The sequence below is a fragment of the Aquisalinus luteolus genome, from assembly GCF_009712425.2.
Lineage (GTDB): Bacteria > Pseudomonadota > Alphaproteobacteria > Caulobacterales > Parvularculaceae > Aquisalinus > Aquisalinus luteolus.
On the sequence record NZ_VCJR02000002.1, the window covers coordinates 709542 to 726072 of the forward strand.

Consider the following 16531-nt stretch of genomic DNA (forward strand, 5'->3'; position numbering starts at 1 on the left):
TATCGATTACCCGGAGGAAAAGCCCATGCCGACCCTGTCCCGCCTGACCTTGAGCCTGCTGTCATTTACTGCCCTTGGCCTTGCCGCCTGCGGACCGGGCGAGCAATCGACAGAGGAACCATTTGGCGATGACATGGAGCGTGCAGCCGATGAGGCAGCTTCCTTCGACGAGATGGAAGAGGTCGATAATTCCGACGCCTATGTCTTCCGCTGTGGCGCGACACAGGTCGCCGTTCGTTTCCAGGGCGTGGAACGCATGGAAATGACAGTGGATCAGGAGGTCTACACCATGTTCAGCGTCGTTTCTGCCTCCGGCGCCCGGTTCCAGGCGGCAAATGATCCGAACACGGTGTTCTGGACGCAAGGGAATACGGCCATGCTGACCCTGGCGGGGGAGGACTATCCCGAATGCAACCTGATCAGCGAACCGGAAGCGGTCGAGACCGGCGCTGTGGATACGAATGCCGGTACAGGCGATCTCTATGCCGGGCCTGAGGGGCTTGGCGGCGGCGAATGGGTCGTCGAGGACATCAATGGCGGCGGTGTGATCGATTCATCGCGTACGACCCTCAACTTCGGTGAGGACGGACGCGTCGCCGGCATGGCCAGCTGCAACAATTTCAATGCGAGCTATGAGGCTGGCGAGCGCACCCTGACCATCGGCCCGGCGGCTGCGACCCGCAAGATGTGCGCCGAGGCGCTGATGAACCAGGAAACCACTTTCCTGAATGCGCTGGAAAGCGTCAGTTCGTGGCAGGTCACGCCGGAAGGCGCACTGGAACTTTCCGGTGACGAGATATCCATCATCGCCCGGCGATAGACGGATCTGAGGGCAGAAAATCAGGAAATCCGACCTTACCGTTTAATTACGAAGGATTTAGTTGTCTCGGCGGACAGGCTGATATTCTATTTCTTTCGTATTTACGAGAAGGAGGGTTTCCATGTTCAAGAAAATCATCGCCGGGATGGGCATCGCCGCCACAGCCGGGGCTCTGGCTCTGGCACCGCTTGCTGCGCAGGCCGGGGACGAGGGCAGCTACAAGCTGTTCACATCCAGCATCAATGACGACAAGACCTGGGCCGTGGTCGACACCGCGACCGAGACGACAGTCGTCGCCGAGAAGAAGGGCAGTGAGGTGAGCATCGTATCAGGCGCCGACGCCGACGCGCGCCTTGCCGCCGTTTATGATGCCATGCCGCATACAGAAGTCGTGGAGCTCAATGACGGCTCCGACATGCGGATAATTACCGGAAACGGCAAGCACAAGATCAAGGTGGTCGAGCTCGATGACGGCGACGGCATCGATGTGGATGTCGAGCAATTGCTGGAAAAAGCCGGTGTCGATATCGAGGGCAATATCACGGTCGATACTGACGAAGGCCAGAAGGTCATCGTCGTGAAGACGCTGAAATCCGATGATGGCGAAACCAAAGATGTCAAGGTCGAGGTTATCCGCTCAGGCGAAGACGGCGACATGGTCGACATGCCGGAACCGCCGCTGCCGCCGGAAGCAACGTGGACGGAAGAAGGCGGCAAGAAGGTCGTCGTGAAAACCAATCACAAGATGGTCTTTGACTTTGACAGCGATGATGGCGTCAACCGGTCTTTCATGAAGATGACAGGCGTCAGCAAGGAAGATGCGGTCGAGTTCATTGATGATATCGAGGACCTGACGGCCAGCGAGAAAGACAAGATGAAAGCAGCGCTAGCGCTTTAGCGATGTTCACCGCGTCATGGTGCGTCCCCTAAAGCACCCAGCGCCATGACGACCACCGCAGAAGCCCTGTCCCGAAAACCGGGGCAGGGCTTTTCGGTTTTATCCCTTGCGAAACAGAAAGCCGATCTGGGTGTCGCCAAATATGCGCCTGTCGTCTTCGACATATCCATCGGGTACGGAGCGTTTCTCGCGTGTCGACTGCTCGACGATGACAAGCGCCGCGTCCGAGAGCCAGTTGCCATCGCGCAGGGCGGCGAGGGCCGGGCCGGTCAGGTCATTACCGCCGGTCTTGTTATAGGGCGCATCGAGGAAGGCGACATCGAACGGCGCGCCGACACCTGCCGGCTTGGTGCCGAGATCGGTCGCCGAGCGGCGGTGGATTCGCGTATTGCCGAACAGGGAGAGCGCTTCGACATTGTCGCGGATGACACCGCGTGCCTCCGCATCTGTTTCGACGAACAGGCAGAAGGAAGCCCCGCGTGACATGGCTTCGAGACCCAGCGCACCGGACCCGGCGAACAGGTCGATCACCCTCAGACCTTCGAAATCCACGCCACGCCCGTTCTCGAGGATGTTGTAAAGGCTCTCGCGCACCCGGTCGGTCGTCGGTCGTGTCGACAGGCCTTTCGGGCTTATCAGCCCACGGCCTTTATGTTGTCCACCGATGATCCGCATGGCTTACTCCTTCCACTCCGACCCGATCAGGCCGGCACCGACAATCCAGCCCTCTTCGCGTAACACCTGACCTATCGTTTTGTCGTCAAGGCTTACGGGCCGGTCCAGCAATGGCCTGAACCGGTCCGCCTTGTCGAGACGGGCAAAGGCGGCGGCGAGCGTGCGTACCTGCGCGGCGTCTTTCACCTCACCGTCGCGTAAAGAGACAGGAAAAGCGGACGGGTAGATCTCCGCCAGAGTCACCGCCTTGTCGAGCGTCTCTGCAAAATCAGTCTCGAAAGGCCAGACAGCGATGTGCCGCTTCAATCCCGGGACGCGCCGCAGGGCCTCCAGCCGGGCGATGCCGAGCAGTGACTGGCTGCCGACCGCGCCGGTATAAGCGAGCTTCCAGACCGGTTGCGCCCCGGCCATGATCGTCTCGGCACGGCGCTTTTCAGCAATACCGGCGGGCATCTTCTTCGGTCGTTTCGGCCCCAGCCCGTCATAACTCCGACCTGCAGGGTGGCCCCAGAAGGGGCTGTTCCCCTTGAAACACGACCGGTTGAGAAAGGCCGCGACATCGAACCGGTTGGAAGTGTTCTTCTCGTCATCCTCGATCAGTTCGCCGAGTACTCGCCACAGCGCCTGCCAATCGGCCTTTCCGGCAATCGCCCTTGCCGTACCGGCAGGGTAACCGAAGGCGAAGTCGAACCCGGCGAACAGGCGCCGCCCATCTTCTGCGGCCCTCACGCAGGCCGCCTTGATGACTTCCATGGCTTCGTGTCGTGTGCGGATATTTTCAGGCCTGGTGACGGCAACGCGTCCGCTGCGGCGGCTGGCGGTCGCGATCCAGATAGAATCCTTGCCCAGTTTGGGGCCATTGGCCGCCGACCAGTCGCAGACGAGATACTCGTCGAACAGTGGCATCAGAAATTGAGGCCCTCACTCAGCTTCGCGCCCAGCTGTTCCTTCAGCATCTTGGCCTTCACCTCTTCCAGCCCGCCAACCGGCAGCTTGCCCAGCTGGAACGGTCCGTAGGCGGTGCGGATAAGGCGGTTCACCTGCAGGTTCATGTGGCGCATAACGTTGCGGATCTCGCGGTTCTTGCCCTCGCGGATCGCCACGGTCATCCAGGCATTGTCGCCCTGCTGCTGGTCGAGGGTTGCCTTGACCGGCCCGTACTCGACGCCATCGACAGTCACGCCATCGGCCAGCGTGTCGAGCTGTTTCTGGCTGATCTTGCCCCAGGCACGCACGCGATAGCGCCTGATCCAGCCTGTCGAGGGCAGCTCCAGCGCCCGTGCGAGGGCGCCATCTGTCGTCAGCAGCAACAGCCCCTCGGTCGTCAGGTCGAGGCGACCGACGGAAATGACCCGCGGCATGCCGGCTGGCAGGGTGTCGAACACGGTGGTGCGGCCCTGCGGGTCCTTGTGAGTGGTCACCAGCCCGTCGGGCTTGTGATAGCGCCAGAGCTGCGTTTTTTGCGGGGCACCGACACGGGCTTCGTCGACGCGGATGTCTTCCTCGCCGGTGACCTTGAAGGCAGGCGTTTCCAGCACGACGCCGTTGACGGAGACGCGGCCCTCGGCAATCAGCGTTTCGGCATCGCGGCGCGAACACACACCGGCATGGGCGAGATATTTGGCGATGCGGTCGCCGCTCGCCTCGGCATCAGGGCTTTGCGGCGGCTTTTGCGGCTTTCGCGTCTGTGCGGGCTTTCTGTCTCGCGACGGCGTTTTCTTCTCCGACATGGGCAATTTCTTTCGCGTGGGCGTCCGGCTTGATCGTCAGGACGGCCACGGTGCTTAGCGCCAGACCGACGATGGTGACAACCCCTCCCTCAAGGCCGGAATCGCCACCGGTGATCCAGACTGGCCCGGTCGAGGTCGATGTCATCAGCCTGTCAGCCCCGATATAGGAGCCTGAGACGGCAAAGCCGAAGATGTTGCCTTGCGCGAAATTCCACATGGCGTGATAGCCGCAAATGCCCCACAGGCTTGCCTCGCGCAGGGCATAGAAGCCGATGAAGACGCTGTAGAGAACTAGGTTGAGCAGGAACAACGGCGTGACGTTTTCATTGCTGCCATGGGCGAGGGTAAAGATCGCCGAGGAGATGATGAAGGCGACGATCAGGCCGTGGCGCGCGCCGACAGACTGGAACAAGAGGCCGCGGGCAGCCAGTTCCTCGGTAGAGCCCTGCACCGTCCAGCCGAGCAACAGCACCAGCAGCGGCCAGACCATGGTCCAGTTTGCAGGCACGGCAGGGGCCGTGCTCTCGACCATGCCCAAGGCTGTCAGGCCATAGGTCATGACCGCCATGATCGCGATGGCCAGCACCGACCCACGGGCGAACTTGACGAGACCGGGTCCGAAATTACCAAGGCCGAAGGAGGCGAGGGAGCGTTTCTCGAAGACGAGGATCCAGACAAGGATCGGGATCGCACAGAAAATGAAGGTCAGGAACAGGTAGATGCCCTGCGTCGTCGAATCGAACGTCGCCATCATCGCGCTGAAATTTTCGAGGTCGAGAACGATGTCGTCCTGCAACAGGCCCGCACCCAGAAGCGCAAAGAAAATAAGCGCCCCGATCGTGCTGCCGACGATGAAGAACAGCAGGATCAGCGGCACACCCCACCATGCGGCGGTCACGCGCTTGCCTGCTTCGGCCATCATGAAAAAGGTCGGTTTGCTCATGCTTGTTCCCTCTTGTCCTAATCGGGGCGAGTGTTCCTCATGAGGCCGAAAAAGGCAATCAGGATAAGGACGAGTGTCAGGGCAATGACGACCAGCGATATCTCGGTCTGGGTTGCTTCAAGCCGCATCAGGCGCGGTGTCTTGTCGAGGGTGATGAACAGCGTGTTCGGCGAGACATCGTCGCTGATTGCCTTCATCCCGAAAATCTCGCTCTGGGTGAAGTTCCAGGCAAGGTGGAAGCCCCACACCCCCCACAGGCTGTTTTCGGCGATGGCATAAAGGCAGAGGAAGATTGCCAGCAGGAAGATGCCTGCGAAGTAATAGCCATTCTCGACCCCGTTGCCGGCATGGGCGAGGGTGAAGATGACACAGGAGACAACGACGCCAAGGATGAGCCCATGGCGGTGGCCGACGGTCTGCAGCAGGAAGCCGCGAAAGATGATCTCTTCCGAGCCTGTCTGCACTGCCCAGGCCAGCGGCATCAGGACGAGGGCGGCGAGGAGGGCAGCAAGCGGGAAGTCACCGACCGCGATTTCCAGCGTTCCCACACCGGTGAGGATCAGTGTGGCCGCCCAGATGATCACTGCTGCCATGCCGAACAGGACGCCGCGCAGCCCCTTGGCCATCGCCGATGGCTCCAGCCCGAGACTGGTGAAGGTTCGCTTCTCCCAAAACCGCAGCCATAGCCACAGGAAAACGAAGACGAGGATCGTGTAGCCGACCAGCATGAAGATCGCATCGGGCAGGGCGAACGGGTCTACGCTCGTGCTGGTGGTGCCCTGTCGGGCTTCCATTTCGCGGGGATCGACAAGGGGGGAGAACAGGAAGTAGCCGACGATGCCCCCGCCGATCATGCAGGCAAAAGAGACGATGAGCGCGACCAGCCCCGGCGTGCGCCTTCTTGCCTGCGATACGCGGTTGAAAAATACGCCTGCCCGCAACAGCTTGCCCCTCAGCTTGCTACTTGCGATATAAAGGCGGTTTTCAACGGCTGAACATCATCCACAGGTTGCAAAGGCGTATGCGTGACGACAATGACTATATGCGCCTTGCGCTGGCCGAGGCGGCAAAAGCTGCCGAAGCGGGGGAAGTGCCGGTCGGGGCCGTCGTTGTTGCGCCCGATGGGGACGTGATCGCAGCGGCGCATAATGCGCCGGTTGGCAGCCATGACCCGACCGGCCACGCCGAGATCCGCGCCCTGCGCGACGCCGCCCGGTTGATCGGCAATTATCGCCTCACCGATATGATGCTGTTCGTGACGCTGGAACCCTGTGCCATGTGCGCCGGGGCGATCAGCCATGCCCGGATCGCCCGGCTCGTCTATGCCGCCGATGACCCCAAGGGTGGCGCCGTCATGCATGGGCCGCGCTTTTTCGAGCAGCCGACCTGTCACCACAGGCCCGTGGTTGAGCAGGGGCCGTTCGGTGAGGACGCCGCCGCCATGCTCAAGGATTTTTTCCGCGCACGGCGAAAGTCATAATCAGCTGCAGATCAACTGCACCCGCCGCTTTCGGCAGCCGCCTGTCATCGTCATACTGGGGCAAAGCTGATTACCGGAGACATGACATGGATTTCGAGCATTCCCCCCGCGCCAAGGAGTATATCGAGAAGGTCCGCGCCTTCATGCAGGACCATGTAGAGGAGGGCGAGAAGGAGTATTTCCGCCAGTTGGCTGAATCGAGCGCGAAGGGCGAGCGCTGGTGTGTGCCGCCGGTGATCGAGGAGCTGAAGGCGAAGGCAAAAGAGGCAGGCCTGTGGAACATGTTCATGCCGAACCCTGATTTCGGCCCCGGTCTTTCCAATGCCGACTATGCGCCGATCGCCGAGCTGACGGGCCGCAGCCATATCGGGCCGGAAGTGTTCAACTGTGCCGCGCCTGATACGGGAAATATGGAAGTGCTGGAGAAATATGGCTCGCCGGAACAACAGGAAAAATGGCTGAAGCCGCTGCTGGCCGGGGAGATCCGCTCCGCCTTCCTGATGACGGAGCCTGATGCTGCCTCCTCAGATGCCACCAATATCGAGACCCAGATCAAGGCCGATGGCGACCATTATGTCATCAATGGCCGCAAATGGTGGTCGTCCGGTGCGGGTGACCCGCGCTGCTCGATCTATATCGTCATGGGCAAGACCGATCCGGAAGCCGAGCGCCACCTCCAGCAATCGCAGATCCTGGTGCCCGCCGACACGCCGGGCGTGACGGTGAAGCGTCACCTGCCGGTCTTTGGCTATGACGACGCGCCCCACGGCCATATGGAAGTCGAGCTGAAAGACGTCCGTGTGCCGAAAGAAAATATCATCCTAGGCGAAGGGCGCGGCTTTGAGATCGCGCAAGGCCGCCTCGGGCCGGGGCGTATTCATCACTGCATGCGGACTATCGGCGCCGCGGAGCGGGCGCTGGAGCTGATGGTCAAGCGCCTCGGCTCGCGCGAGGCCTTCGGCAAGCGCATCATCCAGCATTCGATCTGGGAACAGCGGATTGCCGAAGCCCGCGTCGATATCGAGATGACACGTCTTCTATGCCTGAAAGCCGCGTGGATGATGGACACGGTCGGCAACAAGGTTGCTCGCGGCGAGATCGCCATGATCAAGGTCGCCGCGCCGCGCATGGCGCTGAAGGTGATCGACGATGCGATCCAGGCCTTTGGCGGCGCCGGCGTGTGTGACGATTTCCCCCTCGCCAACATGTATGCGATGCAGCGCACGCTTCGCCTTGCCGACGGACCGGACGAAGTGCACTGCCGCTCCATCGCCCGGCTGGAAATGAAGAAATACATGAACCGTTAGGTCGCCGGACCTATCCGCATTTGCGGAAGTAGGACGCGCTGCCGCCTTCCTTCGCTTCGCGCACTTCCATCAGCTGCTCGCCGGGAAAGTTTTCATCCTCGAACGGCGTGATGACCATTTGGGCGAGCGGGCCAATAGTGTTCTTCACGATAAGCCCGCCGCCATACTGGTAGTCATAGTCGAGCACGGCAACGGTTGTTTCGGCCTCACCGAAAAAACCGCCAAGGCCGAAGCCCTGTTCGATCACGACAAAACCTTCATCGCTCCAGAAGAAGGTGTACATGCCACTGACCGTGATACTGCCGCCCTCGCCGCTGACAACGGCCGATTGCTCGCACGGAATTTCCGCCAGCGGGTTGATATAGACACTGTCGTCCAGCGCCATCTGTTCCCAGCTGCCTTCCAGCAGGCTTTCATCATCGGAGAAGTCATCGTAATCGGTGAACTCTTCCAGTTCTGGTGCGGCCTCCTGTGCGGTGGCACCGGCCACCATGGCACTGCCCAGCAATGCTGCCAGAATAATCTCTTTCATGGTAATCCCCCGTCAGTCTCAGTCACATTTCAAAAGGAACTTGCTGCTGTCCTGCGATTGCAGCTTCAACATGGATTTGCCGTCATTGGCGATGGCTTCCATGCGATAGATCTTGACTTCACGCTCGCCGCCATTATGCGGAAAGTTGTGTATCGTCACGCCACCGGCAACACCCAGCCGGGAATGAACAAGCTTGTATAGTCCGGGGTCGGAGAAAGAGAAGACACTCGATGGCGAGCGGTGCAGCAGGTAGAGCCCGTCCGGTGCGTAGAAAAAGGTGAATTCCCCCTTCGCTTCTTCCAGGCCGTCTGGCAGCTTTGCATCGTCCATTTCGGATGAACACTTTACAACGCCGATATCGATGCTCGGCACACCGGAGGCATCGGAGCGCTGCCAGCTGCCGAGGATCATGTCGGCACCCTTTGTATCGAACTCTTTCAGCTTCAAGCCGGAAATACCGGCCTCACTGTCTTGATCGGCTTTCTTCTCGACCTTGAGCTCTAGCAATGAGCTCTGTGAAGCTGAGGCTCCGCCAGAAAAAAATGCCCCGCCAGCAACCAAAGCCACGGCGAACTTGCCCGCCATAGCGGGCATGAGAAATCGTTTATGCATGTGATCTTCCCCTTGCTCTCTTCGCCAGTATGCAATGCCATACCCAATGGGCAAACCCCCGTTTCGGGGGAGGGCCGAAAGAGAAAAGGCCCGGAAAGAGGTTCCGGGCCTTCTTGATGTGCGGTGTTATTTCGAAGCGAACGAGCGCTAGTCAGCCACGAAAGTCTTCAGGAATTCTGCTGCCAGCGGATGGTCCTGCACGCGCGCATCCGCCAGCGTGTTGATATCGGTTCGGATGCCATCGGTATTGCCCAGCGCCACCAGCGTCCAGCCATCATCCGGCGCCTTGAGCAGCAGACCGGCATAGGCATCGGGCCACCAGCCGGTGTGCCAGACGAGGCGATGGCCCTCCCAGTCCTGTACGAACCAGCCATAGGCATGTGGCGCAGGCGTGCCATCCAGATCGGTTGGCGGCGTCCACATCCGCTCTTTCAATTCTTCCGTCATGATGCGGTTCTCGTCGAGGGCGATGGAGTATTCGGCAAGCACCCTTGCGCTGGCGATGATGCCGGAACTGGCGTTCATTTCCGGATTGGGCAGGGGAGAGGGCTGAAGGCCGTCGCTGTCCTCTTCCAGCGGCACATGCATGAAGGGCGGTGCGAGATGGGTCAGAACATGGCCTTTATCTTCGTCGCGCCAGCCGGCAGCGATGTCGTTCAGGTTACCCTTGTCGATGACATATTGATCGACCCAGTCAACCCATGACCGGCCTGTCTGTTCCTCGACATAATTGGCGAGCCTGCCAAAGACGACGGGATTATAGAAAAAGCGTGTGCCCGGCTCGCCATTGACCCGGTGGGAGAGGACCTGACGCAGGGTAATTGGGGTGTCGCAACGTGGCGCTTCTATCACGGTGCCATCCTCCAGCGTGCCGCCGCCGAAGATGATGCCGGAGCCTGCCAGCCATTCGCAACGCCCGTCCCAGTCGCTCAACTCCGTGAAGTCATCATCGAGATCGATATGGCCGTCGGCATCCATCTGCAGCAAGGTTGCGGCAGTGAAGGTCTTGGTGATCGAGGCGACGAGGTACGACGTATCAGCAGTCGTCGGCTCCTCGGCATCATGGTCCTGCCAGCCGATGCCTTCGGCCAGAACGATCTCGCCATCCTTGACGAGAGCGACGGAGAAACTCAGCACGCGGTTGTCGCGGCGATACTCCTGCAGGAAATTTCTGAAGTCTTCCAGTTTCGTTTCGATCTGGCCGGGCGCGTCTTCCTGTGCGCTGACTGTCCCGGGAAGTATTGCGCAGAGCGAGGCGGCAATGGTGCTGCAAAAATAGCTTTTCATTTTTATCCCTTCGTTGCGCCCCTTTAGGAACAGGTGAGGGGCGTGGACCGGCATGTCAATGGCCGGCTTGGAAAGAATGGAATCAAGGCTTGGCGCACACGTCCGGGCGGGGCATAAGCGTAGTTCCTATATAAATGTGCGAGCTCAGAGTGTCCGAGAACCAACCCAAAGCCCATTTCATCGGCCTGTGCGGGGCCGGCATGTCCGCCGTGGCGCATCTGTTGCAGCGGCGTGGCTATGAAGTCAGCGGCTCGGATGACGGCTTCTATCCGCCCGTCAGCGATTACCTGACCCGCATCGGGCTGGTGCTGGAGCCTGGTTATCGCGCGAGCAACATCCCCGCCGATGTCGAGCTCATCGTCATCGGCAAGAACGCCAGGCTGGTGCCCGAAACGAATGAGGAAGTCGCGCTCGCCCTCGATCAGTACAGGGACAAGGTCAAGTCCTTCCCCGAAGTGCTGGCGGATCTGTCGGTTGAGAGCGAGCGAATTGTCGTTGCCGGCTCCTATGGCAAGTCGACGCTGACGTCCATGATCGCCTGGGTGCTGATCCATGCGGGCAATGACCCGAGCTGGTTCATCGGCGCGATCCCGAAGAATTTCGACCACTCCTCAGGGTTGGGCAAGGGGACATTCGTATTCGAGGGCGATGAATATCCCAGCGCCAACTGGGATGACCGGGCGAAATTCCTGCATTATGATCCGTCCACGGTGGTTCTGACCTCCGCCTGCCATGACCATGTGAACATCTATCCGACGCTGGAAAGCTATCACAAGCCCTTCGTTGCCCTGTTGCAAGGGCTCAAAAAGCGCGATGGCCGCCTGATCGCCTGCACCGGCGAGGACAACGCCCGCGCGTTTTACGAGGCCTATCCCGGCGAAAGGGTCAGCTATGCGCTGGGGCGTCCTGCCGACTGGACGGCAGAGGATATCGCGCTCGGCGAGATTTCCAGCTTCACGCTTGTCCATGAAGGTGAGCAACTGGGTACCATCGAGACCAGCCTGCTCGGCCGGCACAATATCGAGAACATCACCGGTGCGGCGGCGTGCCTGATCGGTGGTGGGTTTGTGACACTCGAGGAGTTCCGCGCCGGCATAGCCCGCTATAACGGGATCGAAAGGCGGCTCGACCGCAAGACAGACAAGAGCCTGCTGCCCGTCTATGAAGGCTTCGGCTCGTCATACGAAAAGGCACGCTCGGCGATCACCGCCCTGAAAGAGCACTACAAGGATCGCAGACTGACGATCCTGTTCGAGCCGCACACCTTCACCTGGCGCAACCGCGCAGCCCTCAGTCAGTACGCCACCGTCTTCGACGGTGCGGCGCGGATCTGGCTCTATGCCCCGCCGACACAAGGGGCCGGTACCCACGACCAGGTCACTCTCGATGAAATCCACGCAGAGGCGGTGAAGCATTACGATGACGTGCGTACCTTCGATGCGGAAAGCTACAAGACCATCCTCACCGATGCCGACCCGGCGGGCGACGTGGTGCTGATCCTGTCCTCGGGCAGTTTCGACGGTTTGCTCAAGAAGGTCATCGCCGAGGCAGAGCTACGTTATCCCGTGTTATAATCAGTAGTCGGGATAATTTGAGATAAATTATCCCCGCGGTCTCAATTGATTTTATATGTCCTCCGTGCCCATCCTGTACTATCATGACGGGAGGAGAGAGGTCATGCCACTATCGAAGCATGTATTGCTGATCCACGGCTGGAGCGCGCGTCGCTCGTCCATGGAGGATGTCGCCCAGCTGTTGCGCGACACCGGCTTCAATGTCGTGCCGATGCTGCTCGGCGAATATCCATCGCTTTATGACGATGTGCGGGTGGAAGATGTCGCGCGGCGCATGGACAAGGTCATTACCGGGCTGCAGGCGGATGGAAAACTGGCGGCGCAGTTTCACGTTGTCGTTCATTCCACCGGGGCCTTCGTTACCCGCGAATGGATCGCCGATCTGTTCGCATCCGGAAAACCTGTCCCGGTACAGAACTTCCTGATGCTGGCGCCCGCCAATCACGGTTCGCCGCTTGCCACCTATGGCCGCTCGGCGCTGGGGCGGATGCTGAAATTCAACTTTTCCCGTGGCTTCCAGAGCGGGGAGGAATTGCTGCATGCGCTGGAGCTTGGCTCCGCCTATCAGCAGCAGCTCGACCTGCGCGACCGGCTGTCGCGCGACGGCGACACGGCGAGCCCCTATGGCAATGCCGCCAACAAGGTCCGGCCCTATGTCATCGTCGGGGCGCAACCGATCGACGGTACGACGATCCTCAATCAGAATGGCTGGGACGGCACGGTGCGCATTGCGGGTGCCAATTTCGACCCGCGCGGCGTGACGGTCGATTTCACCAAGGACAAGCGTAATCCGCAGATCACGGGCTGGACGGTGCGCGGGCCGGAGAAGACCGCCTTTGCCGTGCTGCCCGACCGCACGCATCTCACAATCCTCAATCCGACGCGCAACTCCAAAAGCCTGTCCGACGATCCGGAGATCCGCGACCGCTTGCGCAAGATGATCGTCGAGGCGCTGAGCGTGGAAAATGCCGCGCAGTACAACAAGGTGCAGGCGGCGTGGCAGGCGGTGAACGACCATACCCGCCGCCTTGCCCAGAGCGGCGAGGAGGCGGAGGCACTGCGCCAGCGCGTGCTGAAAAAGGAAGGTGACCGCATCCCCTCGCGCTATAACGAGCACTACCAGATCGTGCTGGATGTGAAGGACGATACGCCCTTTCCCATCGGCGATTACTTCCTGTGGCTGACGGCACCGTCGCGCAATGACCCTGCGCGCGGGCTGAAAGTCAGCGACAATATCACCGCCGCTGAGATCAAGGCGCATACGGATGTTCTGCGCAATGTCCATGTCAACCGCCGTGCCTCTCACCGCCGTGTACTGCATCTGGACCGGATGGAGCTGAAGAAGAAGGGCGGATTTTTCGATTCGCTCGATTACCGCCGCGAGCACATGTTCGTCGCCGGCATCACCGTCTCGGCCAGCGGATCGAAAATTTCCTTTTTCGATGGAGACACGAAACACGGCTCCGGCTTCATCCCGCTGCGGGCCGAGGAAACCAACAACGACTATAATCACGATGACCGGTTCCTGCGCCGATACGCGACGCACTATATCGAGATCATCGTGCCGCGTATCGCCGACGATGATGTCTTCTCGGTAGAGCCTTACTCGGGGTGATCCTCGTCCTTCGAGGGTCACTGCGTGACCACCTCAGGATGAGGATCAGAAATGCTTACGCCTCACCCTGAGGTGCCCGGCTTTGCCGGGCCACGAAGGGCAGCAAGCCCGGCGGCGCGGCCGGTGGCAAGGCAGGCAGTGATCAGATAGCCGCCGGTCGGGGCATCCCAGCCGATCATCTCCCCGGCACAATAGACACTGGGCAGGTTGCGAAGCATCAGGTTCTCATCGAGCGCGTCCCACGCGACGCCGCCAGCGGTGGAAATCGCCTCGTCCATCGGGCGAGCCGCTGCGATGGGCACCGGCAGGGCCTTCAGCGACTGCGCCAGCGCCTGCGCCTGCGTGTCGGCCATCACGTCAGGCGGTGTCAGCTCGCGCAGCAGGCCGGCCTTCACGCCGGTCAGGTTCAGCACCTTGCGCAGATGGTTCGACAGGGACTGCTTGCCGCGCGGGCGGGCGAGGCGTTCCTCGATCTCGCCCAGCTTCAGGTCTGGCAGCAGGTCGAGGGTCAGGGTAGCCTTGCCTGCTGTGGTCAATTCATCGACCAGCGCGGAGGATACCGTATAGACCGCACTGCCTTCTATGCCATGGCGGGTGACGACGAATTCGCCCCGCACTATGGTCTCGCCGACGCGCAGCGCCACCGGCTTGACCGGTTCGCCGCCATGCTTGCCGATAAAGTGTTCCGACCACGCTACATCAAAGCCGACATTGGAGGGGCGAAACGGGTCAAGAGGTACGTCCGCATGGTCGAGGACGGGAGCCCATTCGCCGTCAGACCCCAGCCGCCGCCAGCTCGCCCCGCCCATGGCAAGGATCACCGCGTCCGGCCTGGCTGTCACCGGCACGCCCTCGCGGGTGAAAGTCAGCGTGTTGTTGCTCCACCCGGTCCAGCGGTGGCGCATGTGGAAGGTCACGCCCATATCGGTCAGCCGCGCGACCCAGCGCCGCAACAGGGGAGAGGCCTTCATCGCCGTGGGAAAGATACGGCCTGACGACCCGGTGAACCACTCCGTCTCCAGCCCCTCCATCCACGCGGTCACGTCTTGAGGTCCGAAGTCTTCAAGATAAGGACGCAACCGATCAGCCGATGCTCCGTAGCGGGAGAGAAAGGTGTCATGGTCTTCGGAATGGGTGATGTTCAGCCCGCTCTTGCCCGCCATCAGGAACTTGCGGGCCAGCGTCGGCTTCTGGTCATAGACATGCACCTGCGCGCCGCCTCGGGCGGCGGCCTCGGCAGCCATCAGCCCGGCAGGGCCCCCGCCGATGATGGCGATATGTCTGGACTTACTCATGGAATTGGGAGTGTTCCATACGTCTCAATCTGTCAAGGGCGGCTTCGCCGCCGCGAAGCGGTTTCACCCTTGACTGATTGAGACGTATGGAAACAATGGCGGCCAAGGCCTGTAAGGCAGGTTCTGCCTTACAGGCCTTTGAGAGAATTCTTCTTGGCCAGTTAATACAGCTCCCTTACGCCCCGGCCTTTTTCGCAAACGCCCAGCCGGCCTGGCCCAGCATCGGGACGACCGCGCCGTATTTTGCCGCATTGGTCGAGGAGGCATTGCCTTGCAGCGCGCGCTTGTAGACGCCCTGCACGATGCCGGAGAAGCGAAACAGGTTATACGCCATGCAGAAATTGAGGTCAGGCAGGGCGGATCGCCCGGTCGCGGCGCAATAGCGCTCCGACGCCTCGGCGATGGTCGGGATGTTCATCGCATCGAAATCGACATCGGAATAGCCGAGCGTCGTGATCTGCGGCATCGACCAAGGCATCAGGAAGTAGGAAAAATCCGCCAACGGATGACCGAGGGTCGACAGTTCCCAGTCCAGCGTCGCGATGATCTTCGGCTCGCCCGGTGCATAGATTAAATTGTCTATTTTGTAGTCGCCATGGACAATGGTCGTCTCGTCATCATCCGGCACGGCACTCGGCAGCCAGTCGATGAGATTGTCGATCTCGGGGATCGCCGTTGTCTCAGCCGCCTTGTACTGTTTCGTCCAGCGCTCGATTTGCCGGGCGAAATAATTGCCGGGCTTGCCGTAATCGCCAAGGCCTGCCGCCTGATAGTCGATCTGGTGCAGGCGGGCGAGATTGTCGATCGCCTCGTTGAAGAAGCCGCGGCGCTCGTCAGGCGTCACATCGTCGATCACCTTGTCCCAGAAGATACGCCCCTCGACCATGTCCATGACGAAGAACATGGTGCCGATGACACTATCGTCCTCACACAGAACATGAGTTTTCGGCACAGGATAGCCCTGCTGGCCCAGCGCGGTCATAATGCGGTATTCGCGGTCGACCGCATGGGCGGACGGTAACAGCTTGCCCGGTGGCTTTCGTCGCAGGACGTATTTCTTTTCCGGGGTGGTCAGCAGATAGGTCGGGTTCGATTCTCCGCCGGCAAATTTGGAAACGCTCATCGGCCCGGCGAACCCGTCGACATGATCGTTCAGGTAAGCGGCCAGCGCCTCCTCGTCGAATTTCAGGCGGTCAGGTGTTTCTATCGTGCCGGTGGACATGCGGGTCTCCTTTTGAGAAAACCTATTCACACCCTACATTGAGACGCAAGCTGATGACGCAGTTGCGGCAAGAGGAGGGCGGACAGCCCATGAACAATAATGGAAAAGGCGCGGTCTCGCTGGAGACGGCATTCACTCGCGAGATTTTTGCTACGGTGCGCGATATTGACGTGCTCGGACATGTCAACAACGCCGTCTACCTGCGTTGGGTGCAGGATGTTGCCGTGCGTCACTGGCGCAAGGTCGCGCCGCTGGACTTGCAGGAGCAGGTGATCTTCGTCGTTCTGCGTCACGAGATCGATTATCGCGACCCCATTACCACCGGCGACAAGGCGGTCATCTCTACCTGGCTCGGCAAGGCCAAGGGGCCACGCTTTGATCGTTATGTCGATATCCGCAAGGAAGGCGCGTCGAAATTCTCCGCCCGGGCGCTGACGACCTGGTGCATGAAGGACAAGAAGACCGGCCGCCCCCTGCGCATCACTGACGAGATTTTCGATATCTTCGGTCTCGACCCTGCCGAGTTCCGGGAGTGAGACGC

Annotated in this window: 17 protein-coding genes; 7 read left to right on the top strand and 10 right to left on the bottom strand. The window is 60.5% G+C overall.

The window, feature by feature from the left end; translation table 11 throughout:
- Window positions 1-25: 25 nt before the first annotated feature.
- Both FF098_RS11970 and FF098_RS11975 read left to right on the top strand, forming a co-directional pair.
- On the top strand, window positions 26-820 hold the full coding sequence (locus FF098_RS11970; protein WP_155140783.1) for an META domain-containing protein: 795 nt from the start codon (window positions 26-28) through the stop codon (window positions 818-820).
- Between the two features lie 121 nt (window positions 821-941).
- Window positions 942-1718 (top strand): hypothetical protein, encoded by a 777-nt coding sequence (locus FF098_RS11975; protein ID WP_155140785.1) that lies wholly within the window; start codon window positions 942-944, stop codon window positions 1716-1718.
- 99 nt (window positions 1719-1817) lie between these two features.
- On the opposite strand, the gene rsmD is transcribed toward FF098_RS11975, so the two are convergent.
- From rsmD to FF098_RS12000, 5 genes are read right to left on the bottom strand one after another with little or no spacing between them, the layout of a single operon-like run.
- Window positions 1818-2393 (bottom strand): 16S rRNA (guanine(966)-N(2))-methyltransferase RsmD, encoded by a 576-nt coding sequence (gene rsmD, locus FF098_RS11980; protein WP_155140787.1) that lies wholly within the window; start codon window positions 2391-2393, stop codon window positions 1818-1820.
- Window positions 2394-2396: 3 nt separating this feature from the next.
- The gene (locus FF098_RS11985) at window positions 2397-3299 is read right to left on the bottom strand and encodes a hypothetical protein (RefSeq protein ID WP_155140789.1); all 903 of its coding nucleotides are present in this window, start codon (window positions 3297-3299) and stop codon (window positions 2397-2399) included.
- Window positions 3299-4123: a pseudouridine synthase gene (locus FF098_RS11990; RefSeq protein ID WP_155140791.1), complete on the bottom strand. Its 825-nt coding sequence runs from the start codon at window positions 4121-4123 to the stop codon at window positions 3299-3301. Before FF098_RS11990 ends, FF098_RS11985 begins: the two co-directional genes overlap by 1 nt.
- Window positions 4044-5066, bottom strand: coding sequence for a CPBP family intramembrane glutamic endopeptidase (locus tag FF098_RS11995; RefSeq protein WP_155140793.1), 1023 nt, complete (start codon window positions 5064-5066; stop codon window positions 4044-4046). Before FF098_RS11995 ends, FF098_RS11990 begins: the two co-directional genes overlap by 80 nt.
- A 17-nt stretch (window positions 5067-5083) precedes the next feature.
- Window positions 5084-6007, bottom strand: a complete 924-nt coding sequence (locus tag FF098_RS12000; RefSeq protein ID WP_155140795.1) for a CPBP family intramembrane glutamic endopeptidase — start codon at window positions 6005-6007, stop codon at window positions 5084-5086.
- A gap of 80 nt (window positions 6008-6087) precedes the next feature.
- On the opposite strand from FF098_RS12000, the gene tadA reads away from it, so the two are divergent.
- Together tadA and FF098_RS12010 are read left to right on the top strand one after the other, a co-directional pair.
- Window positions 6088-6546 (top strand): tRNA adenosine(34) deaminase TadA, encoded by a 459-nt coding sequence (gene tadA / locus FF098_RS12005; protein ID WP_155140797.1) that lies wholly within the window; start codon window positions 6088-6090, stop codon window positions 6544-6546.
- A gap of 86 nt (window positions 6547-6632) precedes the next feature.
- Window positions 6633-7853, top strand: coding sequence for an acyl-CoA dehydrogenase family protein (locus FF098_RS12010; protein ID WP_155140799.1), 1221 nt, complete (start codon window positions 6633-6635; stop codon window positions 7851-7853).
- A 10-nt stretch (window positions 7854-7863) separates the two neighbouring features.
- Here the strand turns inward: FF098_RS12010 and FF098_RS12015 are convergent, their stop codons facing one another.
- The 3 genes from FF098_RS12015 to FF098_RS12025 form a co-directional block, all read right to left on the bottom strand.
- Window positions 7864-8385, bottom strand: coding sequence for a hypothetical protein (locus FF098_RS12015; protein ID WP_155140801.1), 522 nt, complete (start codon window positions 8383-8385; stop codon window positions 7864-7866).
- 18 nt (window positions 8386-8403) lie between these two features.
- Window positions 8404-8997 carry a hypothetical protein gene (locus FF098_RS12020; RefSeq protein ID WP_155140804.1) on the bottom strand — a complete coding sequence of 198 codons (594 nt, stop codon included), beginning with the start codon at window positions 8995-8997 and terminating at the stop codon, window positions 8404-8406.
- Window positions 8998-9144: 147 nt separating this feature from the next.
- Window positions 9145-10284, bottom strand: a complete 1140-nt coding sequence (locus FF098_RS12025) for a serine hydrolase domain-containing protein (RefSeq protein ID WP_166426505.1) — start codon at window positions 10282-10284, stop codon at window positions 9145-9147.
- A gap of 149 nt (window positions 10285-10433) precedes the next feature.
- Here FF098_RS12025 and FF098_RS12030 point away from each other — a divergent pair, with 149 nt between their 5' ends.
- A complete protein-coding gene (locus FF098_RS12030) occupies window positions 10434-11858 on the top strand; it encodes a UDP-N-acetylmuramate--L-alanine ligase (RefSeq protein ID WP_166426506.1) in 1425 nt (474 codons plus the stop codon).
- A gap of 103 nt (window positions 11859-11961) precedes the next feature.
- Complete coding sequence (locus FF098_RS12035; RefSeq protein ID WP_155140809.1) at window positions 11962-13473, top strand: esterase/lipase family protein; 1512 nt, start codon at window positions 11962-11964, stop codon at window positions 13471-13473.
- Between the two features lie 62 nt (window positions 13474-13535).
- Here FF098_RS12035 and FF098_RS12040 read toward each other — a convergent pair whose 3' ends face one another.
- Entirely contained in the window at window positions 13536-14768 is a 1233-nt protein-coding gene (locus tag FF098_RS12040) for a TIGR03862 family flavoprotein (RefSeq protein WP_155140811.1), read from the bottom strand.
- Between the two features lie 175 nt (window positions 14769-14943).
- Window positions 14944-15990, bottom strand: coding sequence for a phosphotransferase family protein (locus FF098_RS12045; RefSeq protein ID WP_155140813.1), 1047 nt, complete (start codon window positions 15988-15990; stop codon window positions 14944-14946).
- Between the two features lie 89 nt (window positions 15991-16079).
- Between FF098_RS12045 and FF098_RS12050 the strand changes: the two genes are divergently transcribed.
- Complete coding sequence (locus FF098_RS12050; RefSeq protein ID WP_155140816.1) at window positions 16080-16526, top strand: acyl-CoA thioesterase; 447 nt, start codon at window positions 16080-16082, stop codon at window positions 16524-16526.
- The last annotated feature ends 5 nt before the right edge of the window (window positions 16527-16531 follow it).

Excerpts from the sequence above, each read along its gene's own strand:
- FF098_RS11970 (WP_155140783.1), top strand. The coding sequence starts at position 26 with ATGCCGACCCTGTCCCGCCTGACCTTGAGCCTGCTGTCATTTACTGCC.
- FF098_RS11975 (WP_155140785.1), top strand. The coding sequence starts at position 942 with ATGTTCAAGAAAATCATCGCCGGGATGGGCATCGCCGCCACAGCCGGG.
- rsmD (WP_155140787.1), bottom strand. The coding sequence starts at position 2,393 with ATGCGGATCATCGGTGGACAACATAAAGGCCGTGGGCTGATAAGCCCG.
- FF098_RS11985 (WP_155140789.1), bottom strand. The coding sequence starts at position 3,299 with ATGCCACTGTTCGACGAGTATCTCGTCTGCGACTGGTCGGCGGCCAAT.
- FF098_RS11990 (WP_155140791.1), bottom strand. The coding sequence starts at position 4,123 with ATGTCGGAGAAGAAAACGCCGTCGCGAGACAGAAAGCCCGCACAGACG.
- FF098_RS11995 (WP_155140793.1), bottom strand. The coding sequence starts at position 5,066 with ATGAGCAAACCGACCTTTTTCATGATGGCCGAAGCAGGCAAGCGCGTG.
- tadA (WP_155140797.1), top strand. The coding sequence starts at position 6,088 with ATGCGTGACGACAATGACTATATGCGCCTTGCGCTGGCCGAGGCGGCA.
- FF098_RS12010 (WP_155140799.1), top strand. The coding sequence starts at position 6,633 with ATGGATTTCGAGCATTCCCCCCGCGCCAAGGAGTATATCGAGAAGGTC.
- FF098_RS12015 (WP_155140801.1), bottom strand. The coding sequence starts at position 8,385 with ATGAAAGAGATTATTCTGGCAGCATTGCTGGGCAGTGCCATGGTGGCC.
- FF098_RS12020 (WP_155140804.1), bottom strand. The coding sequence starts at position 8,997 with ATGCATAAACGATTTCTCATGCCCGCTATGGCGGGCAAGTTCGCCGTG.
- FF098_RS12025 (WP_166426505.1), bottom strand. The coding sequence starts at position 10,284 with ATGAAAAGCTATTTTTGCAGCACCATTGCCGCCTCGCTCTGCGCAATA.
- FF098_RS12035 (WP_155140809.1), top strand. The coding sequence starts at position 11,962 with ATGCCACTATCGAAGCATGTATTGCTGATCCACGGCTGGAGCGCGCGT.
- FF098_RS12040 (WP_155140811.1), bottom strand. The coding sequence starts at position 14,768 with ATGAGTAAGTCCAGACATATCGCCATCATCGGCGGGGGCCCTGCCGGG.
- FF098_RS12045 (WP_155140813.1), bottom strand. The coding sequence starts at position 15,990 with ATGTCCACCGGCACGATAGAAACACCTGACCGCCTGAAATTCGACGAG.
- FF098_RS12050 (WP_155140816.1), top strand. The coding sequence starts at position 16,080 with ATGAACAATAATGGAAAAGGCGCGGTCTCGCTGGAGACGGCATTCACT.